General features: G+C 67.0%; 22 protein-coding genes. 8 read left to right on the top strand and 14 right to left on the bottom strand.

Annotation, left to right across the window (positions count from 1 at the left end):
* Positions 1-7: 7 nt before the first annotated feature.
* The 12 genes from alr to DOM33_RS07915 all read right to left on the bottom strand — a co-directional run bounded on the left by alr (position 8) and on the right by DOM33_RS07915 (position 11,317).
* A complete protein-coding gene (gene alr, locus DOM33_RS07970; RefSeq protein ID WP_110667702.1) occupies positions 8-1,132 on the bottom strand; it encodes an alanine racemase in 1,125 nt (374 codons plus the stop codon).
* Between the two features lie 133 nt (positions 1,133-1,265).
* The gene (locus DOM33_RS07965; RefSeq protein WP_110667700.1) at positions 1,266-2,804 is read right to left on the bottom strand and encodes a TolC family outer membrane protein; all 1,539 of its coding nucleotides are present in this window, start codon (positions 2,802-2,804) and stop codon (positions 1,266-1,268) included.
* Positions 2,805-3,110: 306 nt separating this feature from the next.
* Positions 3,111-4,085, bottom strand: a complete 975-nt coding sequence (rpoS, locus tag DOM33_RS07960) for an RNA polymerase sigma factor RpoS (protein WP_110667698.1) — start codon at positions 4,083-4,085, stop codon at positions 3,111-3,113.
* 291 nt (positions 4,086-4,376) lie between these two features.
* Positions 4,377-5,561 carry a peptidoglycan DD-metalloendopeptidase family protein gene (locus tag DOM33_RS07955; protein ID WP_110667697.1) on the bottom strand — a complete coding sequence of 395 codons (1,185 nt, stop codon included), beginning with the start codon at positions 5,559-5,561 and terminating at the stop codon, positions 4,377-4,379.
* Between the two features lie 70 nt (positions 5,562-5,631).
* Complete coding sequence (locus tag DOM33_RS07950; RefSeq protein WP_239495303.1) at positions 5,632-6,546, bottom strand: DUF368 domain-containing protein; 915 nt, start codon at positions 6,544-6,546, stop codon at positions 5,632-5,634.
* The gene (locus tag DOM33_RS07945) at positions 6,543-7,178 is read right to left on the bottom strand and encodes a protein-L-isoaspartate(D-aspartate) O-methyltransferase (protein ID WP_239495302.1); all 636 of its coding nucleotides are present in this window, start codon (positions 7,176-7,178) and stop codon (positions 6,543-6,545) included. The genes DOM33_RS07950 and DOM33_RS07945 overlap by 4 nt, the downstream gene beginning before the upstream one ends.
* Before the next feature lie 19 nt (positions 7,179-7,197).
* Entirely contained in the window at positions 7,198-7,950 is a 753-nt protein-coding gene (surE, locus tag DOM33_RS07940) for a 5'/3'-nucleotidase SurE (RefSeq protein ID WP_110668600.1), read from the bottom strand.
* A 71-nt stretch (positions 7,951-8,021) separates the two neighbouring features.
* Positions 8,022-9,071: a tRNA pseudouridine(13) synthase TruD gene (gene truD / locus DOM33_RS07935; protein WP_110667694.1), complete on the bottom strand. Its 1,050-nt coding sequence runs from the start codon at positions 9,069-9,071 to the stop codon at positions 8,022-8,024.
* A complete protein-coding gene (ispF, locus tag DOM33_RS07930; RefSeq protein ID WP_110668598.1) occupies positions 9,068-9,547 on the bottom strand; it encodes a 2-C-methyl-D-erythritol 2,4-cyclodiphosphate synthase in 480 nt (159 codons plus the stop codon). Before ispF ends, truD begins: the two co-directional genes overlap by 4 nt.
* Before the next feature lie 2 nt (positions 9,548-9,549).
* Positions 9,550-10,287: a 2-C-methyl-D-erythritol 4-phosphate cytidylyltransferase gene (gene ispD, locus DOM33_RS07925; protein WP_110667692.1), complete on the bottom strand. Its 738-nt coding sequence runs from the start codon at positions 10,285-10,287 to the stop codon at positions 9,550-9,552.
* Positions 10,284-10,604 (bottom strand): cell division protein FtsB, encoded by a 321-nt coding sequence (gene ftsB, locus DOM33_RS07920; RefSeq protein ID WP_110667691.1) that lies wholly within the window; start codon positions 10,602-10,604, stop codon positions 10,284-10,286. Before ftsB ends, ispD begins: the two co-directional genes overlap by 4 nt.
* A gap of 155 nt (positions 10,605-10,759) precedes the next feature.
* The gene (locus DOM33_RS07915; protein WP_110667689.1) at positions 10,760-11,317 is read right to left on the bottom strand and encodes an NUDIX hydrolase; all 558 of its coding nucleotides are present in this window, start codon (positions 11,315-11,317) and stop codon (positions 10,760-10,762) included.
* Between the two features lie 82 nt (positions 11,318-11,399).
* Between DOM33_RS07915 and DOM33_RS07910 the strand changes: the two genes are divergently transcribed.
* Positions 11,400-12,047: a CoA pyrophosphatase gene (locus tag DOM33_RS07910; protein ID WP_110667687.1), complete on the top strand. Its 648-nt coding sequence runs from the start codon at positions 11,400-11,402 to the stop codon at positions 12,045-12,047.
* Between the two features lie 37 nt (positions 12,048-12,084).
* The gene (locus DOM33_RS07905) at positions 12,085-12,780 is read left to right on the top strand and encodes a 2OG-Fe(II) oxygenase (protein ID WP_110667685.1); all 696 of its coding nucleotides are present in this window, start codon (positions 12,085-12,087) and stop codon (positions 12,778-12,780) included.
* A gap of 37 nt (positions 12,781-12,817) precedes the next feature.
* Here DOM33_RS07905 and DOM33_RS07900 read toward each other — a convergent pair whose 3' ends face one another.
* Positions 12,818-14,143 carry an MFS transporter gene (locus DOM33_RS07900; RefSeq protein WP_110667683.1) on the bottom strand — a complete coding sequence of 442 codons (1,326 nt, stop codon included), beginning with the start codon at positions 14,141-14,143 and terminating at the stop codon, positions 12,818-12,820.
* A gap of 391 nt (positions 14,144-14,534) precedes the next feature.
* On the opposite strand from DOM33_RS07900, the gene DOM33_RS07895 reads away from it, so the two are divergent.
* The 4 genes from DOM33_RS07895 (at position 14,535) to DOM33_RS16360 (ending at position 19,527) form a co-directional block, all read left to right on the top strand.
* Complete coding sequence (locus DOM33_RS07895; RefSeq protein ID WP_110667682.1) at positions 14,535-15,905, top strand: MFS transporter; 1,371 nt, start codon at positions 14,535-14,537, stop codon at positions 15,903-15,905.
* 250 nt (positions 15,906-16,155) lie between these two features.
* The gene (locus tag DOM33_RS07890) at positions 16,156-17,454 is read left to right on the top strand and encodes a 3-dehydroquinate synthase (protein WP_110667680.1); all 1,299 of its coding nucleotides are present in this window, start codon (positions 16,156-16,158) and stop codon (positions 17,452-17,454) included.
* On the top strand, positions 17,441-18,655 hold the full coding sequence (gene eboE / locus DOM33_RS07885; protein ID WP_110667678.1) for a metabolite traffic protein EboE: 1,215 nt from the start codon (positions 17,441-17,443) through the stop codon (positions 18,653-18,655). Before DOM33_RS07890 ends, eboE begins: the two co-directional genes overlap by 14 nt.
* 56 nt (positions 18,656-18,711) lie before the next feature.
* Positions 18,712-19,527, top strand: a complete 816-nt coding sequence (locus DOM33_RS16360; RefSeq protein ID WP_239495320.1) for a UbiA family prenyltransferase — start codon at positions 18,712-18,714, stop codon at positions 19,525-19,527.
* A 171-nt stretch (positions 19,528-19,698) separates the two neighbouring features.
* Here the strand turns inward: DOM33_RS16360 and DOM33_RS07875 are convergent, their stop codons facing one another.
* Positions 19,699-21,186, bottom strand: coding sequence for an alkaline phosphatase family protein (locus DOM33_RS07875; RefSeq protein ID WP_110667674.1), 1,488 nt, complete (start codon positions 21,184-21,186; stop codon positions 19,699-19,701).
* Between the two features lie 353 nt (positions 21,187-21,539).
* On the opposite strand from DOM33_RS07875, the gene DOM33_RS07870 reads away from it, so the two are divergent.
* Together DOM33_RS07870 and DOM33_RS07865 are read left to right on the top strand one after the other, a co-directional pair.
* A complete protein-coding gene (locus tag DOM33_RS07870) occupies positions 21,540-22,421 on the top strand; it encodes an EboA domain-containing protein (RefSeq protein ID WP_110667672.1) in 882 nt (293 codons plus the stop codon).
* 1 nt (position 22,422) lies between these two features.
* Positions 22,423-23,340 (top strand): TatD family hydrolase, encoded by a 918-nt coding sequence (locus DOM33_RS07865; RefSeq protein ID WP_110667670.1) that lies wholly within the window; start codon positions 22,423-22,425, stop codon positions 23,338-23,340.
* Positions 23,341-23,345: the final 5 nt, after the last annotated feature.

Raw genomic sequence — 23,345 nt, 5'->3', positions numbered from 1 at the left:
TTCCTGGTCAGTGCTCGCGTTCGGCGACAGTGTCACCGGGCGAGCCTTGCAAATAGTGTCGCGAGACCCGCGGCAGGACCCCGGTCAGCAGCGTATAGGCGATGGTGTCGCAGTGTCCGGCCACCTCTTCGACCGGCAGGCCGTGCCCCCAGAGCGTGACGTCGCTGCCGACCCGGGCGGCGGGATGCTCACTGAGATCCACGGTCAGCATGTCCATCGACACGCGCCCGGCGAGACGACAGCGCTTGCCGTCGACCAGTACCGGCGTTCCGTCGCGGGCGTGACGATCGTAACCGTCTCCGTAGCCCGCCGCGACCACGCCGATACGGGTCGCGTGCGGGGTGCGAAAACGGCCACCGTAACCGATCGTCTCTCCGCCGTTCACCGACTGGATCGCGATCAGTTTCGAACGCAGTGTCATGACGGGTTTCAGTGCGTCAAGGGAGACGGCGGTGACGGGCGACTGCAGCGGATCGACGCCGTAGAGCATGACGCCGGGGCGATTCCAGGCACCGTGGCTTGCGGGTTTGACCAGCGTGGCGGGCGAGTTGGCAGCGCATATCGGGGCACTCAGTGCGCGGCTGAGCGTATCGATCACGGCCCTCTGGGTATCGAACAGCGCACTATCGCGCTGATCGGCGCTGGCGAAATGGCTGATGAGATGCAGATTCGCCACCCGATCGGTCGCACGACTGAGCTTCTGCCAGCGCTCGGGGAACGCCTGCGGCGAAAACCCGAGACGATGCATGCCGGAGTCGAGTTTGAGCCAGACCGTGAGCGCGCGGCGCGGGGTGAAAGCGAGCAGCGCCTCGATCTGCCAGTCACTGTGAACGACCTGCCAGAGATCGAGCGAATCGACCCACTCGAGTTCGCTGGGTTCGAAAATACCCTCCAGCAGTAGCAGCGGCGTTTCGATGCCTGCCTCGCGCAGTGTCACCGCCTCTTCGATCGAGGCGATACCGAACGCTGGCGCCAACGGCGCCAGGGCCGAGGCGCAGGCCACCGCGCCATGCCCGTAGGCGTTGGCCTTGATCACGGCCATCGATTGACTGTGGGGAGCGAGTCCTGCCGCAACCCCAAAATTATGACGCAGTGCGTCGAGATCGATCTCGGCTCTAATGGGCCGGCCCATGACAACTCCTGAATACGCGAACGCCGACAGGGTAACGCGTTTCGACGGCGAGCAGCCGCAGGAAACGCGGGACGCTCTCTCACGAAAACGCCGCTGTCGAAGCAGCGGCGTCAGCCGAATGCGGGATCGAGGCTCAGAGCGTCGGCGGGGTCGGACGCTCGCCAATATCGTCGATGGCCGACATGCCTTCGTCGGGCATGTCGAGTTCGACGCTTTCCTCGTCGCGCAGCCACTCGTTGACCGAACGCAGCACGTCGAGGTTGAGCGTACCGGCCTGCTGACGAAGCTCGAGAAGGTCGGTCACATAGGTGTAGCGGGCGTCGGCATAGTCGGAAATCGCCTCATAGAGGGATTGCTCGGCATCGAGTACGTCGACGATGTTACGCGTCCCCACTTCGTAACCGGCGCGTGTCGCTTCCAGAGCGCTACGGTTGGACACGATCGCCTCGCGCTGCGCCTGCACGGTCTCGACATCGTTGGCGACCTGGGTGTAGAGCGAGCGAACCTGCTGCGTGGTGAAACGACGCTGATCCTCGAAGTCGTACTGCGTCGCTTCCAGCGCGTAGGTGTTCTGCCTGACCGAGGCGCTGGTCGAGCCCCCCGTATAGATCGGCAGGTTGGCCTGCACGCCGAACTCGACGCCTTCATTGTGACCGCGCAGCTGTTCCTGGTCGTTGTTCGAATAGGTGTAGTCGCCGTAGGCGCTGAGCGTCGGCAGATACCCGGCCCGGGCGATATCGACGTCGGTTCGCGAAAGCTCGACCGCCTGCTGCGCAAACTGAATCGACGGGCTGCTCTCCATGGCGAGATCGACCCATTCGGTCCGGCTGGCGGGCATCGGCGGCTCGATCGGCAGATCGTCGGCGAGACCCTCGATACTGTCGTACTGCTGGCCGGTCAAACGCTCCAACGCTTCGAAGCTCACCTGCAGTTCGTTCTTGGCAGCGATGCGCTGGGCACGGGCGGAGTCGAAGGCCGCCTGGGCTTCGTTGACGTCGGTAATCGCCACGATGCCCACGTTGAACTGCTCCTGGGCCTGCTCCTGCTGACGTGCGATCGCCTTCTCCTGTGCCTGGCGCGCCTCGAGTACTTCGCTCGCCCGCAGAATCTCGAAGTATGCCGAGGAGACATCGTAGAGAAGCTGCTGCTGATCGATTTCCAACTGCAGTGCCTGCTGGCCGACCTGCTGCTTGCTCTGCTCGTACTGATACCAGTTGGTGGCGTCGAACAGCGCCTGGCTTACGCTCACGCCGAGACTGCCGCCGTTGTAGTTGTCGTCCGAGCCGCCGCCAAGACCGCCCGCTCCGCCCGCGCCAACCGCAGCGCCGCCGCCGACCTGGGTCCCGTTGCCGGCACCGGCTTCCGTCTCGGTATCGGTGTCGGAACCGAAATCGGCGTCGCCGGTATCGTACTCCTGGCTCTCTATCGTGCGCGTGTGATAGACGCTTCCGGTAGCGCTGATCTGCGGCAGCAGTGCACCGCGCGCGACGCCTTGCGCCGCCTCGGTGCTGCGAAACGTGGAGCGTGACGAGTTCAGACTCGCCGAGTGATTGAGCGCATCCTGAGAGATGGCGAGCAGGTCCGCCGCCTGCACGGTAGGGACGAACGACGCCGCGACGAGCAGCGAGATGGCGTATCGCAAAGGCAAGCGCGACGGAACATGAGGCGACATCGGGACGATTCCTATCGTAGAGCGTCAGGTGACAGAGACCGATCGACTGGTTGACCTGACCATCGCCGCGTTTCTGATGTGACCTAGACACCCGATAATGACTGATTCAGGGCGGCTGGCATTGCCGACAGGGGCGCCGACGTTGGCCGCTCGACAAGCGGCCGAGGCGCTGACGCTTGGGTCAGCACCTCGGCCTGGAGTTTACATACAATGCCGCATGTAAGCGGTTCGATCAATAGCCGAACACCGTGATGCCGCGCTTTTGCGCATTGGCCCAGCGGCGGCATCGCGTCTCTTTTCAGCAGTTCACTCGAAGATCGAATCCATCGAAAGCCCCTGCTTTTCGAGCATCCGCCGCAGCTTCTTCAGCGCCTCGACCTGGATCTGACGCACCCGTTCGCGCGTCAGGCCGATCTCTTCACCGACCTCCTCGAGCGTCGCGGCTTCATGTCCGCGCAGGCCGAAACGGCGCACGACGACTTCGCGCTGCTTTTCGCTGAGCTCGGCCAGCCACTCGTCGACATGCGTCTTGACATCGTCATCGACCAGATTGGACTCCGGACCGTCCTCGTTCTCGTCGGCGAGCGTATCGATCAGCGGTTTGTCGCTTTCGGTGCCCATGGGGTAGTCCACCGAGGAGACACGCTCATTCAAGCCGAGCATCTTCTTGACCGTGGCCACCGGCTTGTCGAGATGCTCTGCGATCTCTTCCGCCGTTGCCTCGTGGTCGAGCTTCTGCGTCAGCTCGCGTGCGGCACGCAGATAGATGTTGAGCTCTTTGACGACGTGAATCGGCAGGCGAATCGTGCGCGTCTGATTCATCAGCGCCCGTTCGATGGTCTGACGAATCCACCAGGTCGCGTAAGTGGAGAAACGAAAGCCACGCTCCGGATCGAATTTCTCGACGGCGCGGATCAGACCCAGGTTGCCCTCTTCGATGAGATCGAGCAGCGACAGACCGCGATTGAGATAGCGTCGGGAGATCTTGACCACCAGGCGCAGGTTGGACTCGATCATGCGCTGACGACCTGCCGGGTCACCGGCCTGCGCCAGACGTCCGAAGTGGACTTCTTCCTGCGGTGTCAGCAGCGGGGAAAACCCGATCTCGTTGAGATAGATCTGCGTCGCATCGAGGCTGTGGTGATAGTTGTTTTCCTCACGGCTCAGCGCTTTTTCGAAGGCGCTCTCTCCATCCTTGCCATCCGTGTCTTCGGCTTCGGCCTGCGTTCGACCTTCACCTTCGAGCTCAACATCCTGAATATCCCGTTCAAGCATGCTCATCTCCACTACCCCTAACTGGGCTTCCTGAGTACCGCGTCGAGAGACGACCTGCGACTCACGACGACCGTGCGTTCCTTGCCTATTCTGAGTCTTTCCCTGTCACTCGCGGGCGCCCGAGCCACCGAACGGCGTCGTCGACTTCCATCGCTCGACGAGCGCAGCGTCTGACTCGAAGACGATACGCCCGTCGAGATCGAATGGATGCCAACAATGCATCGATCTCGACGTTGGAAGATTCGGTGGTTCGAAGAACACTCGCGATATCGTCGATACCGCACAGCGGTTCGCGATTCAGCGTTTGGGAAGATATTGCAGCGGATCTTGAGGCTGGCCGTTGACGCGCACCTCGAAATGTAGCTGTACCTGGTCAGCATCCGTCTGCCCCATGGTAGCTATCGTTTCTCCGGCCTCGACGACATCGTTTTCCTGGACTCTCAACGTGTCGTTATGTGCGTAGGCACTCAAGAAACGGTCATTGTGCTTGAGGATGATGAGATTCCCATACCCCCTCACACCGTCGCCGGCATATACCACAATCCCTGGCCCTGCCGCTTTCACAGGTTGCCCCTTTTGACCGGCAATATCAATGCCGGGCGTGATGCTGGTCTGGTCGTCGAAGTTGCTGACGACACGCCCCGCGACCGGCCACTGCCAGGGCACGTTGTCCACCGGTTTGTAGGTTCGATCGGATCGATCCGGCGCACCGCTGGGCTCGCCCGCCACCTCCGTCCCCGCATCGTTGCCGGCGGCAGTGCGGGTATCGGTATTGGCCATGGAAGCAGACGACGATGACGATCCCGTGTCAGCGCCGGCGGCCGGTGTACTGGGTGTTTCGGCCTGCGCCGCGGCGGGGGCCGGCTCGGACGCGGACGGCGAAGACGGCGCGCGCTCGTCACGCGAGGCCACGTCGCTCGAGCCTGCGCCGCCCGCTGGCGCCGAGCCGGCAGTTGTGCTGGAACCCGGCAAAGTCGCCCCCCCCGCGGCGGGTTGCGAACCGCCACCGCTCTGACCCGCACTTGCCGAGGCGCCCGCCGCTGAAGCACCGGCCGCTGCCGAACCACCGGCGGAGGGCAGTAGCCAGGAGGGATTGTCGCTGCCGGCGCTACCGCTGCTATTACTACCGCCGCCGCCCCCAAGGGGCGTCGCCGTCGCCGCGGCATTCGTGTTGCTGGCGACCTGGGGCTGACTTGTGAGCTCTGCGCCCGAGCGCAGCCGGAGCTGCTGGCCCGGCTCCAGACGGTAGGGGGGTGAAATGGCATTCATCTGCGCCAGATCGCGAAAGTCGACCCGATTCTGCCAAGCGATGCCGTAAATGGTATCGCCGCTCTTGACGGTATAGGTCTGACTCGCCTGACTGCTGCGACTCACCGAGAGATCCTGCACCTGCGGGCGGCCGCTCGACGTGGTGCAGGCGTTCAGCCCCATGGCCGCCACGGGTAGCAGCGAGAGCAGCAGCGCGGTACGACGCTTGTTCATGAGAAGTTTCCTTTTCGTGATGAAGAAGCGCCGTCCCACGCCGCTTCGATTTCCTTTCACCGATTCGCTTTCACCCAGGCTTGCGTTCGCCGAGCCATGCCACGAGGGCGATCCCGAGCCCGATCAGACAGGTCGCCAGCAGCCAGTGCGAGGCCTCGCCGGTATACGCCGTGTAGTCCCACGGCGAATGATACTGATACGCCAGCGGCACCGCCGCGCCATCCGCATCCATACGGTAACTGGCGAGTTGCCGCCAGGGCCAGAGCTGCGGCAGCGAGCCGAGAATAAACCCGGCGATGGACATCAGGGTAACGCCGTGATGATGACGCAGCAGCCACGAAAGCAGCCGCGAGAAGGTGAAGAGCCCGACCGCGCAGCCGGCGCCGAACACGGCAATCAGAGTGACATCGGCACTTTTGATACCGTTCATCACCGTGGCGTAGAGCCCCATCACCAGTAGCAGGAAGCTCCCAGAGACACCCGGAATCAGCATGGCGCTGATGGCGATGGCACCGGCGAGGAAGAGCACCCCGTTGCCGGCCTGGCTCATGTCGGGCAGTAGCGTCGGCAGGTAGATCGCCACCATAGCTCCCAGCAGCACCGGCGACAGATAGCGCCAACGCCAGTGTCCGACTTGGCGCCAGACCGCCCAGACGGAGGCGAGCACGAGACCGAAGAAGAAAGCGTTGAGCAGCAGCTCGTGGCGCTGCATCAGCCAGGTGACCAAGTGCGCCACGGTGACCAGACTGATCAGGATGCCCAGCACCAGCGGAGCCAGGAACCCGAGGTTGAGGTAGGCGATCGCCGCCCCGACACCCTCTCGACGCCACACCGTGACAGCGTGGGGGCCAAAGCGTTTGATCGTCTCGATCAACTCCTGATAGATACCCACGATCAGGGCAATGGTGCCGCCGGAGACCCCCGGTACGGCATCCGCCGCGCCCATTCCCATGCCTTTGAAAACCGTCGTCAAGACACGCTTCAACGAATCACTCCTTCCAGGAGCGGCACGAATCTGACCTCTTCGAGCCGCTGATGATCGTACACCTGGCCACGCCGACGCACTCGTGTGAGCCACTGTCGCCCCCGCTCGTCTTCGAGCGGCGCGATCAGTACGCCGTTGTCGCGCAGCTGTGACAAGAGCGCCGCCGGCAGTTGACCGGCGCACGCTGTGAGTAAAATGAGATCGAACGGCGCCGCCTGCGGCCAGCCGAGCCCGCCGTCGGCATGCCGAAGGCAGACGTTGTCGGCACCGAGGCGCGTCAAGCGCTGCTCGGCGCGATCCTTGAGTGCCGCGATGCGTTCGACGCTCCAGACTCGTGCCACCAGGCGCGAGAGAATCAGTGTCTGATACCCCGACCCGGTGCCGATCTCCAGCACCCGCTGGGGCTCGGCCAGCGCCACCAGCTCGCTCATGCGCGCCACGATCCACGGCTGCGAGAGCGTCTGCCCGAGCCCCAGCGGCAGCGACGTATCCTCGTAGGCCCGGTGCGCCAACGCCTCGTCGAGGAACAGATGTCGCGGCGTGGTCGCCATCGTCTCGAGCACGCCCGGATGCCGAACCCCGGCCGCTGCCAGGCGTTCGACCATGCGATTACGGGTTCGTTGCGACGTCATGCCGACGCCGCTGAGCTCTTCAGGCGTGTGACAATCCATCCAGCCAACCCTGTACGGCGTCGAGCGCCTGATGACGCGTCAGGTCCGTCTGCAGCGGCGTGATCGACACGAACCCACCCTCGATGGCGGCGAAGTCGGTGTCGGGACCATCGTCGGCGTTTTCCGAGACCGCGGCGATCCAGTAGCGGTCACGCCCGCGTGGATCGCGCATGTGGATCGGCTGACTGGCCGGACCGCGATAGCCGAGCCGCGTGACCCGAAAGCCGCGAATCTCGCTCCACGGCAGGTCGGGCACATTGACGTTGAGCAGGCTGCGCGGTGGCAGCGAGAGGTTGGCCGCCGCCCCCACCAGGCTTGCCGCCACCTTCCCGGCAGTCTCGAAGTGGCGCTGGCCGCAGAGCGACATGGCGATTGCCGCCATGCCCAGGTTGCGCCCCTCCATCGCCGCGGCGACCGTCCCGGAATAGAGCACGTCGTCACCCAGGTTGCCGCCATGGTTGATCCCGGAGATGACCAGATCGGGCTTCTCCTCCCACACCCCGTTGACGCCGAGATAGACGCAGTCGGCCGGCGTGCCGTCGACGCTGTAGAACCCCCCGTCCACCGGCGTCAGCGCCAGCGGACGGGTCAACGTCAGCGAGTTGCTCGCCCCGCTCATATCGCGGTCGGGGGCGACGACACGAAGTCGCGCGTGGGGTTCGAGCGCCTCCGAGAGGGCCTTGAGTCCCGGTGCATGAACACCGTCGTCGTTGGATAGCAGCACTCTTCGCATCATCTCGCTCCTGATCGATCTTGGCTTGTCGGTCTGGCCCGGGCGCGACGCCGTGTCTCGGGTACCGGGCCCTAGGTCAGACTGGCGTGGGTGAACAGCTCGCGCAGCAGTGCCGTCGCGAAGGCACCTCGCGGCAGCGCAAACGTCACCTCGACCCCCTCGTCCATCGTCTCCCAGTGGGGCTTGGCGATCCGAACGCGCAGCGGTCGCCTCGCCTGACGCGCTCCAGCGGCCTCCAGCCCGTCGCGAAGCACGGGATGCGCGTCGACGATGCGCGTCTCGCGCTCGGCGACCGCTGCCGCACTCTCGAGCTCGCCCTTGCCCCAGAGCGCCCCGGTGGGATGAATGTCCCCGCTTGCGAGCCGCGCCTCGAGTTCGGCATCCAGCGTCTCGCCGGCGAAGCGGCTCTGGGTGCCGTCGAGATTGAAGACATCGCCGGCCAGGCCACGGCACCAGCTGCCGTCAGCGACCCGCGCCGACAGCATCTGGTTGAACAGATAGCTTCGTGCGGTCGACAGCAACAGCCCCTGGGGATCGTCGCGCTTGCGCCAGCCGCGGGCGAACAGCGCCTCGGCGCGCTGCAGGTTGCGTCCGTCCGGGCCGAATCGCTGCGGCCCGAAGTAGTTGGGCAGGCCCTCATGGACTCGACGCTGCCAGCGCTCGAATGTCGCCGGCTCGGCGACCGCCTCGCCCCGCAGCCGCAGGCGGAATCGATTGGCGCGATGGACGCCCCGCTTCAACTTGCGCGGATGGCGACACGCCTCGAGCACGCGAACGCCGCGTTCGGCAAGCCCGGCGTCCCAGCCGGCAGCCAGCTCGCGACCGGGCAGCGCCAGCGACAGCCACTGACGAGTGACGCCGTCGCGATCCTTGAGCCCGCTGAAACCCACGTCACGTACCGCGATCTCGGCGCGCTTGGCGAGCAGTCGCGCCAGATCCGGCGTCGTCACGCCGCGCTTCTCGACCCATACCCAGAGATGCTCGCCCTCGCCTTCCGGTGCAAATCCCAGCTCCTCGTCGACCACGAACTCCTCGGGGCGCTGACGATAGTGGCCGGCAAGCGTGGGCTCGCCTTCGACGTGGGCCCACTGCGGCGGCCACGCTCGCTCAGACGGACTCACGCGTCCGCCGCGGTCAGCAGCACGACCGCTTCGGCGGCGATGCCCTCGCCGCGGCCGGTAAAACCGAGGCGCTCGGTGGTCGTCGCCTTGACGTTGACAGCGCCGGGACCGACCGCGAGATCGGCGGCGAGCGTCTCGCGCATCGGCGCGATCCACTCCGCCATGTGCGGGGCCTGAGCGAGGATCGTCGCGTCGAGATTGCCGACGCGAAAGCCCTCGGCCTGGATCAGCGAGACGACATGGCGCAGCAGTGCCCGACTGTCGGCGCCCTTCCAGGCGGGATCGGTATCCGGGAAGTGACGACCGATGTCGCCCAGTGCGCAGGCGCCGAGCAGCGCATCGCTCACCGCGTGGAGCAGGACATCGCCATCCGAGTGGGCGACGAAGCCGCGCTCGAACGGCAGCCGCACGCCGCCGATCATCAGATGGTCGCCCTCGCCGAAGCGGTGGACGTCGAATCCGTGGCCGATGCGCAGTGTCATGCTTCGATCTCCTGATCGCTGGGGGTGTCGTTGGCGATGTCGATACCGGCGCGCTGCAGCGTGAGAATGCGCGACGCCATGGCGAGATCTTCCGGGCGGGTGATCTTGAGATTGTCGCGACTGCCGTGAATCAGCCGGGGCGCCAGCCCCATCGCCTCGATCGCCGACGCCTCGTCGGTGATGCTCGCCCCGGTGGCGAGGGCGGCATCCAGCGCCTGACGCAGCAGGTCGAAGCGAAACGCCTGCGGCGTCAAAGCGTGCCAGAGTCCGTCGCGGGGTTCGGTATGGCTGACGCGGCCCCGGGCATCGGCGCGCTTCATGGTATCGGCGGCAGGGGCGGCGAGCAGCGCACCGATCGCCTCGTCCTCCAGCGCCTCGCGCAGCGCCGTCAGATCGGCCAGCGGTACGCAGGGACGGGCGGCGTCGTGCACCAGCACCCAGTCATCGTCGGCGGCCTCTTCGGCCAGCGAGGTGAGGCCGCGGCGGACGCTATCGGCCCGCTCGCCGCCGCCGTCCACGCGCTGCCAGCGCGCGAACGGCACCTCGTCGGGGTCGAAATGGACGTCTTCGGGGTCGAGACAGAGTCGCAGCACCGCCTCGGGGAAGGCCAGATGCAGGCGCTCGAGGGTGCGAGCGAGCACGCTGCGCCCCTCGAGGGAGAGATACTGCTTGGGGCGGTCGGCCTGCATGCGCGTGCCGCGACCGGCGGCGGGTACGATCAACCAGAGCGTCATGGCTGGATCACCCCCGTCTGCGCTGCGGGGCCGGCGCCGGTGTCGACACCCGGCACCCAGTAGAACTGCTCGTCCTGACGCACCATGCCGAGATCGCTGCGGGCGCGCTCCTCGATCGCGTCGAGTCCCGTCTTGAGGTCCACGACCTCCGCGGCGAGGCGATCGTTACGCGCCTTGAGCGTGTCGGTGGCGCCCTCCAGCGTGTCGGCCCGCGCTTGAATGTCGTTGTATTCGCGAACGCCGCCTTCACCGACCCAGAGTCGGTACTGCATCAATCCCAGCATGACGGCCAGAACCAGAATGACCCATTTCCCCATTGCACCCCATCCCGATCGACGACAATTCGTGAACTGCCCCGCCAGGACGTCGAATGTCACGCTCAGCGGGGCCCGCCATTATGCCATCATCGCGTCAGGCGGCCCACCGCTGCCGATTGGCGGCGCCGGGTGTCGGTCGGGTGTCAGGCCCGGGCTCAGGCGGAGCCGAAATAGCGCTCTCGCTCTTCGGCGCCGATGCGGCTGAGATGCAGTTCGAAGGTCTCCTGGCGACGATCGTCGAAGAAGTGCCTGAGCGTGCGTTCGATGGTGGGGAAAGCGAGCTCGTCCCAGGGAATCTCGCTTTCGGCGAAGAGTTCGACCTCGAGGCTCTCCGGGCCAGCGGCATAGTTGCCCTCGAGTTCGCCACGAAAGATCATGTAGACCTGGTTGATGTGCGGCAAACTGATCAGCGTGTAGAGTGACGGCTCGATCACCGCGGCGCGGGCCTCTTCGCGGGTCTCGCGAAGCGCCGCTTCCTCCACGGTCTCGCCGTTCTCCATGTAGCCCGCCGGCAGCGTCCAGAACCCCTTGCGCGGCGAGATGGCCCGGCGGCAGAGAAGAACCCGCTCGCCGCAGACCGGCAGGGTCCCGGCGACGATCCGCGGGTTCTGATAGTGGATGGTGCCGCAGGCGTCGCACAGAAAGCGCGGACGGTCATCGCCGTCGGGAACGGCAAAACGCACGGCACTGCCGCAGTGGCTACAGTAATTCATCGGCGCCTCTCGAGTTCGGTGATGCCTTGCAAAGCCTGCCAGGCAGCCGTCGACGGCGCCAGCCAAACAGGGGCAGCAACGCATGTTAGAGACACTTCGCGAACGTCTGCAAGCGCATCGGCCCGCAAGGCTCGACGACGCCTTTGCCCAGGCGGCGGTGCTGCTGCCCATCGTTGCCCGCGACGCGCCGACACTGCTGTTCACCCGCCGCACCGCGCACCTCAAGCAGCATGCCGGACAGGTCGCTTTCCCCGGTGGTAAACGCGAAGCGCAGGACGCGGACCTGCTCGCCACGGCGCTGCGCGAATCCGACGAAGAGATCGCCCTTCGCGCCGAGGACGTGCAGATCGTGGGTCGCCTGAGCGACGTCATGTCGCTCCACGGCCTGCGGGTGACCCCGTTCGTCGGCATCGTGCCGCCGGATCTGACGCTGGTGGCGGAGCCCGGCGAGATCGCCGCCATCTTCGAGGTGCCGCTGACGCACTTCTTCGAGGATCGCCGCACCCACACCGACGTGATTCCGGTCGACGACGCCGAACTCTACGTGCCCAGCTACCGTGTCGACGACCACGTCATCTGGGGACTCTCGGCGATGATGCTGGTGGAGCTGCTGGCGATCGGCTTCGGCCAGCCGATCTCGCTGACCCGTCCCCCCGAGCGCGGCGAGCTGCGCCGCCATCCCGGCCGCCGGCGCGCCACCGTCCGCGCGGCGTCAACGTCCTCGCGCTGAGCTGACGCCAGCGCCACACCCGCCAGGAGCCGCTGTCATGCCGGAGTTCGATGCCCGCCCTATCGCCGATGCACGCACGTCCCCCGGACCCCACGCCTGGGACGCACGCCAGCTTCCCGCGCTGATCGACGGCCTGGTCGAGCGCGGCTACTACGTCGGCGAGCGCTTCGTCGACGCCGGCCTGTGCCAGTCGCTCTTCGCGGAGATCGAGGCGCTCGAGGCGAAAGACGCCCTGCAGGCCGCGGGTATCGGCCGCGGCGAGACGCATACGCTGCGTCGCGACATCCGCGGAGACGCCATTCGCTGGCTGGATCGGGAGAGCCTCGCCCAGCGGCGCTATCTGGAACTGATGGGTACGCTGCAGCACGAGATCAACGCCGCGCTCTATCTGGGGCTTTTCGAGTTCGAGGCGCACTTCGCGCACTACCCGCCCGGGGCGTTCTACCGCAAGCATTTCGATAGCTTTCGCGGACGCGCCAACCGGGTGATCTCGACGGTGCTCTATCTGAATGCGGATTGGCCCGCGGATGCCGGCGGCGAAATGGCGCTGTTCGACGAGCACGACACCGAGCGCGAGGTGGGCCGCGTGGTACCGGAGGCCGGCACTTTCACCTGCTTTCTCTCCGACCGCATCCCCCACGAGGTGCTGCCGACCCACCGCGCCCGCACCAGCATCGCCGGCTGGTTCCGGCGCAACGCCTCGCTCAACAACACCCTCGACCCCGAGCGCTGACGCCGAAACCGAGAAGATCGATTCAGCGAAGCGCGGCTCAGCGGGGTTCGAACGCGTTCGCCGTCTCCGGCATCGCCGTCTCGACGTCCGGTACCGCCTGCGACAGATCCTCCTGATGCTCGTGCTCGATCGCCCCCTGGACGAGCGCCTCGGTCACCACCAGCTCCGCGCCCATGACCGACTGCGGCGGATTGGGGTTGAACGGCGCCACCGGCATCGGCGCCGGACGCTGACTGCGCCGCCAGACGAAAAAGCTTCCCAGCGCCAGGCCGAGTGTCGCCAGGCCGAGAAAGAAGCCGGCATCCCCCACGCGGGCCATCAGCGGCGTGATCAGCGGCGGACTCAAGGTCGCGCCGAGGGCGTTGATCAGCAGCAGGCCCTGACTCATGCGCACCAGCGCCCCCGCCGGCGCCCGGTCGGCGGCGTGGCTTACCGCCACCGGGTAGAGCGCGAAGATGCCACCACCCAGCAGAAAGAGCATGACCGGCAGCAGTCCGGCGAGCGTGGGCAGCAGCGCGATGGCCGCGCAGATCGCGGTCATCGCCGCGGCGATCAGTATCAGCACGATCTGGCGGTCGTGGCGATCCGACCAGCGGCCGATGGGATACTGCAGCAGCATCCCGCCGAGAATCAGCACCGCCATCATTTCGCCGATCTTCTGCACGTCGAGCCCGCTTCGCTGCAGATAGAGCGGCAGCAGGCTGTAGACCGCCGAGAGCACCAGCCCGGAGCCGAAACAGCCCATCACGCCGGTCGGCGTCAGGGTGATCAGCCGCCACGGCGAGAGCGGCTCGGCCTGCTCCATCAGCGGCGACACCCGCGGGATCATCCCCAGCGGCAGCACCGATAGCGACGCCAGAATCGCCACGATCATGAACGGCTCGCTCGCCCCCGCGCCATCGGCGACGCCGAGCAGCAGTTGGCCGATCACGCCGGCGCCGTAGAGCGAGATCATGTAGAGCGCGAGCAGACGCCCGCGAACGCGCGCGTCGGCGGAGGTGAGCAGCCAGCTCTCGATGACCAGATAGACGCCCAGCGTCGCCCAGCCGCCGACCAGCCGCAGCGTGAACCAGAGCCCGGCATTGAGCCACAGCCCCTGGAGCAGCACCGTGACCGCCACCAGCGAGGCGAAGCAGGCGTAGGCGCGGATGTGCCCGATGCGCAGCAGCAGCCGGTCGTTGACCAGTGCCCCCACCGCCAGTCCGATGTAGTACGCCGCCGATACCCAACCGATGGTGGTCGCCGACTCGCCGGCGGCATCGAGCCGCAGCGTGATCAGCGAGGCGAGGAAACCGTTGCCGATCCCCAGAATGAACAGACCCAGAAGCGGTGCCAGCGCCAGAGAGAGCAGCTGCCGAGACATAGTGCCGACGAACCTCGAACGGAGCCGCCGCGCGCGAAGCGCCGCGACGAGACGGGAAGAAAAAGGAGGGAAGCTTCCCCCGACCGCGGGGGAAAGCGAGCGCACTATACGCCCGCGCCCGAGGGATAAGAAGTGGAATAACGGTGCAAAACCCGGCCATTCCTCGGGGTGGGTCGCGCACGATCCGCGACCTCTTGCGTTGTGGCTCCGGCCCCCTTCCACGCCCCCGGCGGGCGTGCGGGAAGCGGCTTTTCCTGGCGCGAGCGAGTATGCTTGAGCGATTAGCAGGCTACGGGGTTGCTTTCGACTGCCCTTCGCCGATGACAACGACCCGCTCCCGCTATCGGCTCGCTGTCGGTAACGATCCCCTCTCGGTCACAAGCAGGAGCGCATGCGTCAGCCCGTCGATCCCCCGCCCCATACCTCATCCGATGCTTCCGCGTCGTCTTCTGCCGCCGAGCCGGCGGCCGAGACCGTCGCGGCGGGATCTTTCGACAGCGGCCGCGGCAATATCGACGCGAGCGTAGACGAGCGCGTGCCGGTCTACCGCCAGCCCGGCTTCGTCCCGTTTCTGGTCGCGCGGCTGGCCGCCGTCTTCGCCATGCAGATCCAGGCGATCGTGGTCGCCTGGCAGGTCTACGATCTCACCCGCGACCCGCTCACGCTCGGCTACGTCGGGCTCGCCCAGTTCCTGCCCATGGTGGTGCTGTTACTGCCCGCCGGCGACGTGGTCGACCGCTTCAATCGCAAGCGCATTCTGCAGCTGAGCTGGTTCGCCCAGGGGCTCTGCAGCGCGGCACTGATCGCGCTGTCGCTCGCCTCGCCGCAGAGCGCCCTGCCCTTCTACGCCGTGCTGGTGCTCTTCGGCGCCGCCCGCGCCTTCACCGGCCCCACCCTGCAGAGTCTGCTGCCGCAGATCGTCCCGCGGGCCCGTCTGGGGGAGGCGATCGCCCTCAACTCCTCGATCATGAAGATCGGCGTGATCGGCGGCCCGCTACTCGGCGGTGTGCTCTACGCGCTGGGTCCGGCGACCACCTACGGCGTGGTGCTCGCCTGTTTCCTGCTCGCCCAGCTCACCCTCTTCGGGGTGCCCGTGCGCTACGCCTTCGAGCGCCGCCAGACTGACGACACCGCCTGGCAGCGCTTCACTGCCGGCATCCATTACATCCGCACGCGCCCGGTGATCCTCGGCGTGATCTCGCTGGATCTCTTCGCCGTGCTTTTCGGCGGCATCGTCGCGCTGCTACCGGTCTACGCCCACGAGATCCTTCACGTCGGCCCGGAAGGCCTCGGCGCGCTGAGAAGCGCCGTGGCCATCGGCGCGCTGCTGATGGGGCTCTATCTCGGCGTTCGCGCGATCAAGCGCCACGCCGGTATTGTGATGTTCGCCGCGGTCGCGGTGTTCGGTCTCGCCAACCTGGTCTTTGCGCTGTCCCACGTGTTCTGGCTGTCGTTCGGCGCACTGCTGGTCGCCGGCGCCGCGGACATGATCAGCGTCTACGTGCGCTTGACGCTTCTGCAGCTCGCCACGCCCGACGAGATGCGCGGGCGGGTCAACGCGGTCAACATGCTGTTCATCGGGGCCTCCAACGAGCTCGGGGAGTTCGAATCCGGTGTCACCGCCGCCTGGTTCGGCACCGTGCCGGCGGCGGTGATCGGTGCGGTCGGCACCCTCGGCGTGGTCGGGCTCTGGATGTGGGCCTTCCCGGTGCTGCGTCGCGCCGACCGGCTCGACGACATCGAGGAGCAGGCCGTGCGCTGAGCGCCTGCAGCGCCACCCCTGACTCACGATTCATGCTCGCGAACCAGGCCGACCTCATTCTGCGTAGTAAAAGAACCATTCTTGTCGCCTGCGCTGCCAAGCACCGAAGCTAGCCCGGTAACGGCGAGGCCGCCGCTCCGAGAAGACGGCCCGCTTTCGACGTCGGCGCTGTCGTACTCGGCGCCCTCGCTATCGGCGCGCTCTGACGATCGGCGCTCTGGCTATCCGACCCTCTACGCAGACAAGTCCCATGAACCGACCCGTAGTCTCGTTTTCGAACGGCGACGACGCGGCGCGTCCCGACGCTCTCCACCGGGACGCCTCGCGCGTCGTCGAACACTCCGCCAACGATGGCGAACGCCCAGCGTCGCTCGAGGCGCTGCAGTGGCAGCGCTTCGACGTCGCTTTCGACTATCCGGTGGCCTTTACCCGCGAGCTGCTGGCGACGGACAATCCGCTGCTCGTCGACGTGATCGCCCGCCGCGAACCCCACAAGCGCCATCGCTGCCTGGTCTACGTCGATGCCGGCGTCGCGCTGACCTGGCCGGATCTCAACGCGCGCCTCGTCGCCTATTTCGCCGCCCACGCCGAGCGTCTGCAGCTGCTCGGCTCGCCGGTGGTGCTCCCCGGCGGCGAGGTGATCAAGCGCGACCTCAACGTCGTCCAGCGCGTGCTCGACGACGTTCAGCGCCACGGTGTCGACCGCCACGCCTACGTTATCGTGATCGGCGGGGGCGCCGTGCTCGACGCGGTGGGGCTCGCCGCCGGCATCGCCCATCGCGGCGTGCGCCTGGTCCGACTACCGACCACGGTGCTGTCGCAGAACGACAGCGGCGTCGGCGTGAAGAACGCGGTCAACTTTCGCGGCAGCAAGAACTTCATCGGCACCTTCGCCCCGCCCTGGGCCGTGCTCAACGACTTCGATTTTCTCGGCACGCTGTCACGGCGCGACCGGCTGGCGGGCATCTCGGAGGCGATCAAGGTCGCACTGATCCGCGACGCGGCGTTCTTCGAGTGGCTGGAAACCCACGCCGACCGGCTGGCGATCTTCGATGCCGAGGCGGAAGAGACGATGATCCGCCGCGGCGCCGCACTGCACATGCACCAGATCGGCCGCGGTGGCGATCCCTTCGAACTCGGCTCCGCCCGGCCGCTGGACTACGGCCACTGGTCCGCCCACAAGCTGGAATCGCTGACCCACAACGGCGTCGTCCACGGTGACGCCGTCGCGATCGGCATGGCACTGGATGCGCGCTACGCGGTGCTTGCCGGGCTGCTGCCCGCCGGCATCGAGTGCCGCATCGTCTGGCTGCTCAAGCGTCTCGGCCTGCCGCTGTTCCATCCGCAGCTGCTCGAGCTCGACGACGAGGGCCGCCCCGCCCTGCTCAACGGACTGCGCGAATTCCGCGAGCATCTCGGCGGCGAGCTGAGCGTGACGATGCTGACCGGCGTCGGCCACGGCGTGGAGATCCATCACATCGACGAGGCGCTGATGATCGACGCCATCGAATGGCTGCAACAGGAGGCGCGCGTTCATGCAACTCGATAACGACCTGGGTCATCTGACCTACTGCCTCAACATCCACCCCACCCAGACCTGGGAGGCGGTGCGCGAGGCCCTGACCGGCCCGCTCAAGCGGATTCGCCAGGCCGTCGCCCCGGAAGCGCCCTTCGGCGTGGGTCTGCGCCTCTCCGCCCAGGCCCTGGAGACGCTGCGCGAGCCCGAGGCACGCGCCGAACTCAAGGCGATCATGGCGCGCGAGAACTACCGGCTGGTCACCATGAACGGGTTTCCCTTCGGTCCCTTCCACGGCGTGCCGGTCAAACAGGCGGTGTATCAGCCGGACTGGAAGCAGCGGGCCCGGCTCGACTACACCTGCTGGCTGGCGGACCTGATGGTGGAGCTTGCCGCCCCCGGTGACACGCTGAGCCTGAGCACCGTGCCCGGCACCTTCCGGCCGCTCGGTGCGGGCAGCGAAACGCGGATGGCAGAGAACCTGCTCAAGGCGGTGGCACACTGCGTGAAGCTCGCCCGAGAGACCGGCGTAGTGATCGCCATTGCGCTGGAGCCCGAGCCGCACTGCTTTCTGGAGACGATCGACGACACCGTCGCCTTCTTCAAGGCGTACCTCTACAGCGATGCCGCCGTCGAGACGCTCGCCGACCTCGGTGGACTCGGCGCGGAGGAGGCGCGGGCGGCACTGCCCCGCCATCTGGGCGTGTGCTACGACGTCTGCCACGCCGCCGTGGAATTCGAAGATGCCGCCGGATCCCTCGTCGCCCTGCGCGAGGCCGGCATTCCCATCCACAAGCTTCAGCTGAGCGCGGCGCTGCGCGTGCCTTCGCTGGACGCTGGCGCCCGCGCGCGCCTCGCCGATTTCTGCGAACCCACCTACCTGCACCAGGTAGTGGCGGAAACACCGGACGGGCTCGTGCGCTACGCCGACCTGCCGGAGGCCCTCGGCGATGCCGCGCGACAGGACGGCGAGGAGTGGCGGGTGCACTTTCATGTGCCGATCTTCGTCGCCGAGATCCCCCCGTTCGCCACCACGAGAGACTTTCTCGAAGAGATTCTGGCGCTGCACCGCGCACGTCCCATCTCGACACACCTGGAAGTGGAGACCTATACATGGCAGGTACTACCGGAGACGCTGCGCGACCGCTCGGTGGAGAGCGCCGTGGCGCAGGAGCTGAACTGGGTTCGCAAGCAGCTCGGCGTCCACGCGGGCGAAGCGCTCGCCTCTGGCTAGAGCTCGGCCGTGTCTCCAACCTGCCGACGGTCTGGAGCAACGTCCTTGCCGGCGGCGTGCTGGCGGGTGGCGCGATCGTCACCCAGCCGTCGGCGACGCTCCCGTTAGCGGTCGTCATCGTCGCGCTGACGCTCTGCTATCTGGGCGGGATGTATCTCAACGATGCGTTCGATGCAGTCATCGACGCCCGGGAGCGGGCCGACCGCCCCATTCCACGGGGCGACATCGACCGGCGCACGGTGGCCTGGCTCGGCGCGCTGATGCTGATCCTGGCTGTGGCGCTGCTCTTCGCCGTGTCTCCGGCGGCGGGGTCGGCAGGCGTAACGCTCGCCGCCACCGTCGTCGCCTACGATGCGTGGCACAAGCGCATCCGGTGGGCCCCGCTGCTGATGGGCGGCTGCCGCCTGCTGACCTACGGCGTCGCCGCGCTGGCGCTGACCGGCGGCGCGCTCGACGGCGAGACGGTGCCGACGGCGCTGGGCTGGGGCGCACTGGGTCTCTTCTGCCACGTGGTGGGGCTGACCTACGCCGCCCGCCAGGAGGCTTTCGATCGCCTCGACGCCGCCTGGCCGCTCCTGGTACTGGCGGTGCCGGCGCTGCTCGGGGGCGTGTTCGTGTTCTCGGCGCCCGAGGTGTCGCTGCTGGCGCTGGGGCTCTGGGCCGGCTATCTCGGCTGGGGCGGGCGCTGTCTGCTGTGGCTGCGTCGCCGGGCGCGAGGTGACGTGCCCCGCGCGGTGGTGGGGCTGATCGCCGCGATCTCGCTATTCGATGCGACCCTCATGGCCGCACTCGGCGCGCCGATCCTGGCGATGCTGGCACTGCTCGCCTTCATCGCCACGCTCGGCTTGCAGCGCCTCGCATCGGGAACCTGAACCGGTGGCGTCTCGGTAGCCCTTGCAATAGCCCCTTGCGCTAGCCCCTTGCGCTAGCCCCCTACACAAGCCCAGCGACGAGCGCCCTACGACGAACGCCCGACGGCCTGCCATAGGCCGCCGGGCGTTTCGTTGCCCCGTTCGACGGGCGGCGTGCGCGCCGCGTCGTCTTTACTTCTGCGTACGGACGGTCTGCGCCTGTCGCATCTCACCCGGGTTCTCGTCGCGGTTTTCGGCTGCGGGTTTCACGACGGCTGCGACGGCGGTCTCGTCATCGGGCTGGAAAACGTGGGCGAGCACCAGCGCCTTGAAATCAGTGGCGGCAACGGCGCCTTCGGGCATGAGATCCGCCTGCGAAGAGATCACCAGCGGCCCCATCGTCGGGTCGTCGGTGACGCGGCCGTGGGCGCCTTTGACCAGCCGGGTGTCCTTGAGCGAGATGACGTCGAGCAGCTGGAGCATGCCAAGCCGGCGCTTGGCGAGCCGCCAGCCGGCGGAGAACTTGGGGGATTTCAGCGCCGGGTCGAAGAAGAGCTCCACCGGGTCGTAGCCGGGCTTGCGATGAATGTCGACGGTGCGGGCATAGTCCGGCGCCCTCGCGTCGTCGAGCCAGTAGTAGTAGCTGAACCAGCGATCCGCCCGGCTGATCGCCACCAGCTCCCCGGCGTTCGCGTGATCCAGTCCGTTGGCGCGCTTCTCCGCTTCGCCCCACACCGCCTCCACGCCCTCGAGCCCTTGAAGCCGCGCACGCACCGCTGGAATCGTCGCCGCGTCGCGCACGTAGACGTGGGCGATCTGATGATCGGCGACGGCGAACGCCGCCGACGCCCCGGGGTCGAGCTGCTCGCGACCGCGCTCGTCGCGCACCGCCAGCCAGCCCGCGTCGCGCAGGGCGCGATTGATGTGAACCGCGTCGCTCACCGGCGTGATGCCGTACTCGGAGACGACGATGACGCGGCGCCCGTCGCGCTCGGCCTGATCGATCAGCTCGCCGCAGAGCGCGTCGACGTCGCGCAGGTCGCGCTGCAGCTCGGGATGATCGAGATCCGGGCCGAGCCGCTGCAGGTTGTAGTCCAGATGCGGCAGGTAGGTGAGCGTCAGCGTCGGGTTACGGGTCGTCACGACGTGCCGCGTCGCATCGCTGATCCAGCGGCTGGAGTCGATGCTGGCCATCGGCCCCCAGAAGCTGAAGAGCGGAAAGGTGCCGAGCTCGGCGTCCAGCTCGTCATGAAGCTCGGGGGGGTACGTGTAGTGATCGGGCAGCTTGCGGCCGTCGGCGGGGTACATCGGGCGCGGCGTCGCGCTCCAGTCGGCGCTTGCGTACATGTTGTACCACCAGAAGAGCTTGGCGCAGGTGAAATCGGGATCGCGGCGCTTGCCGGCCTCCCAGACCCTTTCGCCGGCGATCAGGCGGTTGGACTGTCGCCAGAGCCAGATTTCACTGAGGTCGCGAAAGTACCAGCCGTTGGCGACGGCGCCGTGCTCGCCCGGCGGCAGGCCGGTCAGCAGCGTCATCTGCGCGCTGCAGGTGACCGCCGGGGTGACCGTGTCGAGGGGGCGCAGCGCACCGCGCTCGGCCAGTCGCTTGAGGTTCGGGGTGTGCTCGCCGACCAGCGCCGGCGTGAGTCCGACCACGAGAATGACCAGGGTGTTGTGCATGGCGATCGTCGTCCAAGAGAGAAACGCGGCGCGCCGCGACCGACAGCGCGCGCATGATCACCGAGCCAATCGATGACCCTGGCAAACGCAGGCGGCGGTTCGCAACGCAGTGTCACCGCTGATTACCAAGGCCATACGCGAGCAGCAATCACCATCGCTCCTCGCGAGCGAATTTCAGTCGGTTCGATGAGAACGCTCCTCTTTTCGCCGACGATTCACGCCAGAAAGTTCATCGTATCGTCAGATGGCGACACCGGCGCGACGCGTCGATTTCGGTAAACAATCCATCTTGGGTGCGCCATGGCCGCTCGCTACAGTGACGCTTCGCCAATCCGTAAAGGTCGCGTTACAAAATGGCTACACCTCTGGGGCTATTACGACGCTGGGTCGCGCGTCAGGCCGGCCCGCACGCGGCCTGGTTCGACGCGAAAATCGACGCCCTGACGCATACCGACGACGTTCGAGAACTTCATCGGTTCCTCGGCCTCGCCCCGCGTCGACTCGGGCGGGCGGATCTGGCACTGACGCCGTCGGAGCTTGCACTCGCCGACACCGCCCACGCCGGCTGGAACCCGCAAGGGTGGAGCGTCGACGGGGCGGCCCGGGTCGCCGCGCTGCTCGCCTTCGACGCGAACGGCGCCGAACGCGTAGCGAGGTTTCCGGCGCGTTTTCACGACCTGATACGCACCGCGGATGCCCGCGAATTGGTAGCGCTCTTTCGCGGCCTGGCGCTCTACCCCGCCGAAGCGTGCGCGCTCGATGCCGATGTCGGCGAGGGGCTGCGCTCCAACATGCGCGCGGTGTTCGAGTCGATCGCCCACGCCAATCCCTACCCGTGCGAGCACTTCGATACGCACCGCTTCAACCACATGGTGCTCAAGGCGCTGTTCGTGGGTAGCGCGCTCTCGCCGATCGTGGGTCTCGACGCGCGGGCCAACCCCGAGCTTGCGCGCATCCTCCTCGACTACGCCGCCGAACGCCACGCAGCGGGACGCCCCGTCTCGCCGGAGCTCTGGCGCGGTGTCGCCCCGTTCATCGATTCGCTCGACGCCTATCCGGCGCTGGCGCAGGCACTGGCCGGTTCAGTGCCGGAGCGCGCGGCGGCGACGCTGGCATTGCTGCAGGCCGATACGCCTGCCGCCCGCGAACTGCTGTCCGGGGTACCGGAACTCACCGCGCTTGCCGCCACCGGCACGCTCCACTGGAACAATCTGCCCCGCCAGGAGGCCGCCTGAGATGTTCATCGACCCGCACGCCCACATGGTCTCTCGCACGACCGATGACTACGAAGCGATGGCCGCTGCCGGCGTCGTCGCCGTCATCGAACCCGCGTTCTGGGTCGGCCAGCCGCGCACCTTCGTCGGCACCTACGTCGACTATCTCTCTTCGCTGGTGGGCTGGGAGCGTTTTCGCGCCGGGCAGTTCGGCATTCGCCACTACTGCACCGTGGGGCTCAACTCGAAGGAGGCCAACAATGAAGCGCTGGCCGACGGCGTGATGGAGTGGCTGCCGCGTTTCGCCATGAAGGAGGGGGTCGTCGCCATCGGCGAGATCGGCTACGACGAGCAGACCCCGCTGGAGGACAAGTACTTTCGCGCCCAGCTCGCCCTGGCGGTGGAGCTCGAACTGCCGGTGATGGTGCACACCCCGCATCGGGACAAAAAGCGCGGCACCTCGCGCTCGATGGACGTCTGCGAGGAGATGGGGCTCGACCCGTCCTGGGTGGTGATCGACCACAACAACGAGGAGACGGTGCGCGAGACGCTGGATCGCGGCTACTACGCCGGCTTTTCGATCTACCCCTCGACCAAGATGGGCAACGCGCGCATGGTCGAGCTGCTCAGGCAGTACGGCGGTGAGCGGATCATCGTCGACAGCGCTTGCGACTGGGGCATCTCCGACTGTCTGGGGGTGGCGAAGACCGCCCGGCTCGCGCTCGACAGCGGGATCGACCCCGAGATCGTGCACCGGGTCACCTATGCCAACGCGCTGGCCGTCTATGCCAAGAGCGGCCAGATGCACGAGGACGACTGGCTCGACCCGCCGCCGATCGATCAACGCACCCTCTTCGAAGGCAACTCGATCCTGCGCGGCGGACGCGAACCGCGAATCGACGGGCCGAATCCGCGTCGCGACGCGCGGTTCATCGATTAGCTTCC

Source organism: Salinicola halophilus, assembly GCF_003206155.1.
Classification (GTDB): domain Bacteria; phylum Pseudomonadota; class Gammaproteobacteria; order Pseudomonadales; family Halomonadaceae; genus Salinicola; species Salinicola halophilus.
The sequence above is the reverse complement of the archived record's forward strand: the minus strand, read 5'-3'. Positions and strand labels throughout refer to the sequence as shown.

Coding starts and splice junctions, on each gene's coding strand:
- DOM33_RS07890 (WP_110667680.1), top strand. CDS start 16,156: ATGAACCGACCCGTAGTCTCGTTTTCGAACGGCGACGACGCGGCGCGT.
- DOM33_RS07905 (WP_110667685.1), top strand. CDS start 12,085: ATGCCGGAGTTCGATGCCCGCCCTATCGCCGATGCACGCACGTCCCCC.
- DOM33_RS07895 (WP_110667682.1), top strand. CDS start 14,535: ATGCGTCAGCCCGTCGATCCCCCGCCCCATACCTCATCCGATGCTTCC.
- DOM33_RS07910 (WP_110667687.1), top strand. CDS start 11,400: ATGTTAGAGACACTTCGCGAACGTCTGCAAGCGCATCGGCCCGCAAGG.
- DOM33_RS07945 (WP_239495302.1), bottom strand. CDS start 7,178: ATGACGTCGCAACGAACCCGTAATCGCATGGTCGAACGCCTGGCAGCG.
- DOM33_RS07915 (WP_110667689.1), bottom strand. CDS start 11,317: ATGAATTACTGTAGCCACTGCGGCAGTGCCGTGCGTTTTGCCGTTCCC.
- DOM33_RS07965 (WP_110667700.1), bottom strand. CDS start 2,804: ATGTCGCCTCATGTTCCGTCGCGCTTGCCTTTGCGATACGCCATCTCG.
- ftsB (WP_110667691.1), bottom strand. CDS start 10,604: ATGGGGAAATGGGTCATTCTGGTTCTGGCCGTCATGCTGGGATTGATG.
- DOM33_RS07870 (WP_110667672.1), top strand. CDS start 21,540: ATGGCTACACCTCTGGGGCTATTACGACGCTGGGTCGCGCGTCAGGCC.
- rpoS (WP_110667698.1), bottom strand. CDS start 4,085: ATGAGCATGCTTGAACGGGATATTCAGGATGTTGAGCTCGAAGGTGAA.
- surE (WP_110668600.1), bottom strand. CDS start 7,950: ATGCGAAGAGTGCTGCTATCCAACGACGACGGTGTTCATGCACCGGGA.
- DOM33_RS07865 (WP_110667670.1), top strand. CDS start 22,423: ATGTTCATCGACCCGCACGCCCACATGGTCTCTCGCACGACCGATGAC.
- DOM33_RS07875 (WP_110667674.1), bottom strand. CDS start 21,186: ATGCACAACACCCTGGTCATTCTCGTGGTCGGACTCACGCCGGCGCTG.
- DOM33_RS07955 (WP_110667697.1), bottom strand. CDS start 5,561: ATGAACAAGCGTCGTACCGCGCTGCTGCTCTCGCTGCTACCCGTGGCG.
- ispD (WP_110667692.1), bottom strand. CDS start 10,287: ATGACGCTCTGGTTGATCGTACCCGCCGCCGGTCGCGGCACGCGCATG.
- DOM33_RS07900 (WP_110667683.1), bottom strand. CDS start 14,143: ATGTCTCGGCAGCTGCTCTCTCTGGCGCTGGCACCGCTTCTGGGTCTG.
- alr (WP_110667702.1), bottom strand. CDS start 1,132: ATGGGCCGGCCCATTAGAGCCGAGATCGATCTCGACGCACTGCGTCAT.
- eboE (WP_110667678.1), top strand. CDS start 17,441: ATGCAACTCGATAACGACCTGGGTCATCTGACCTACTGCCTCAACATC.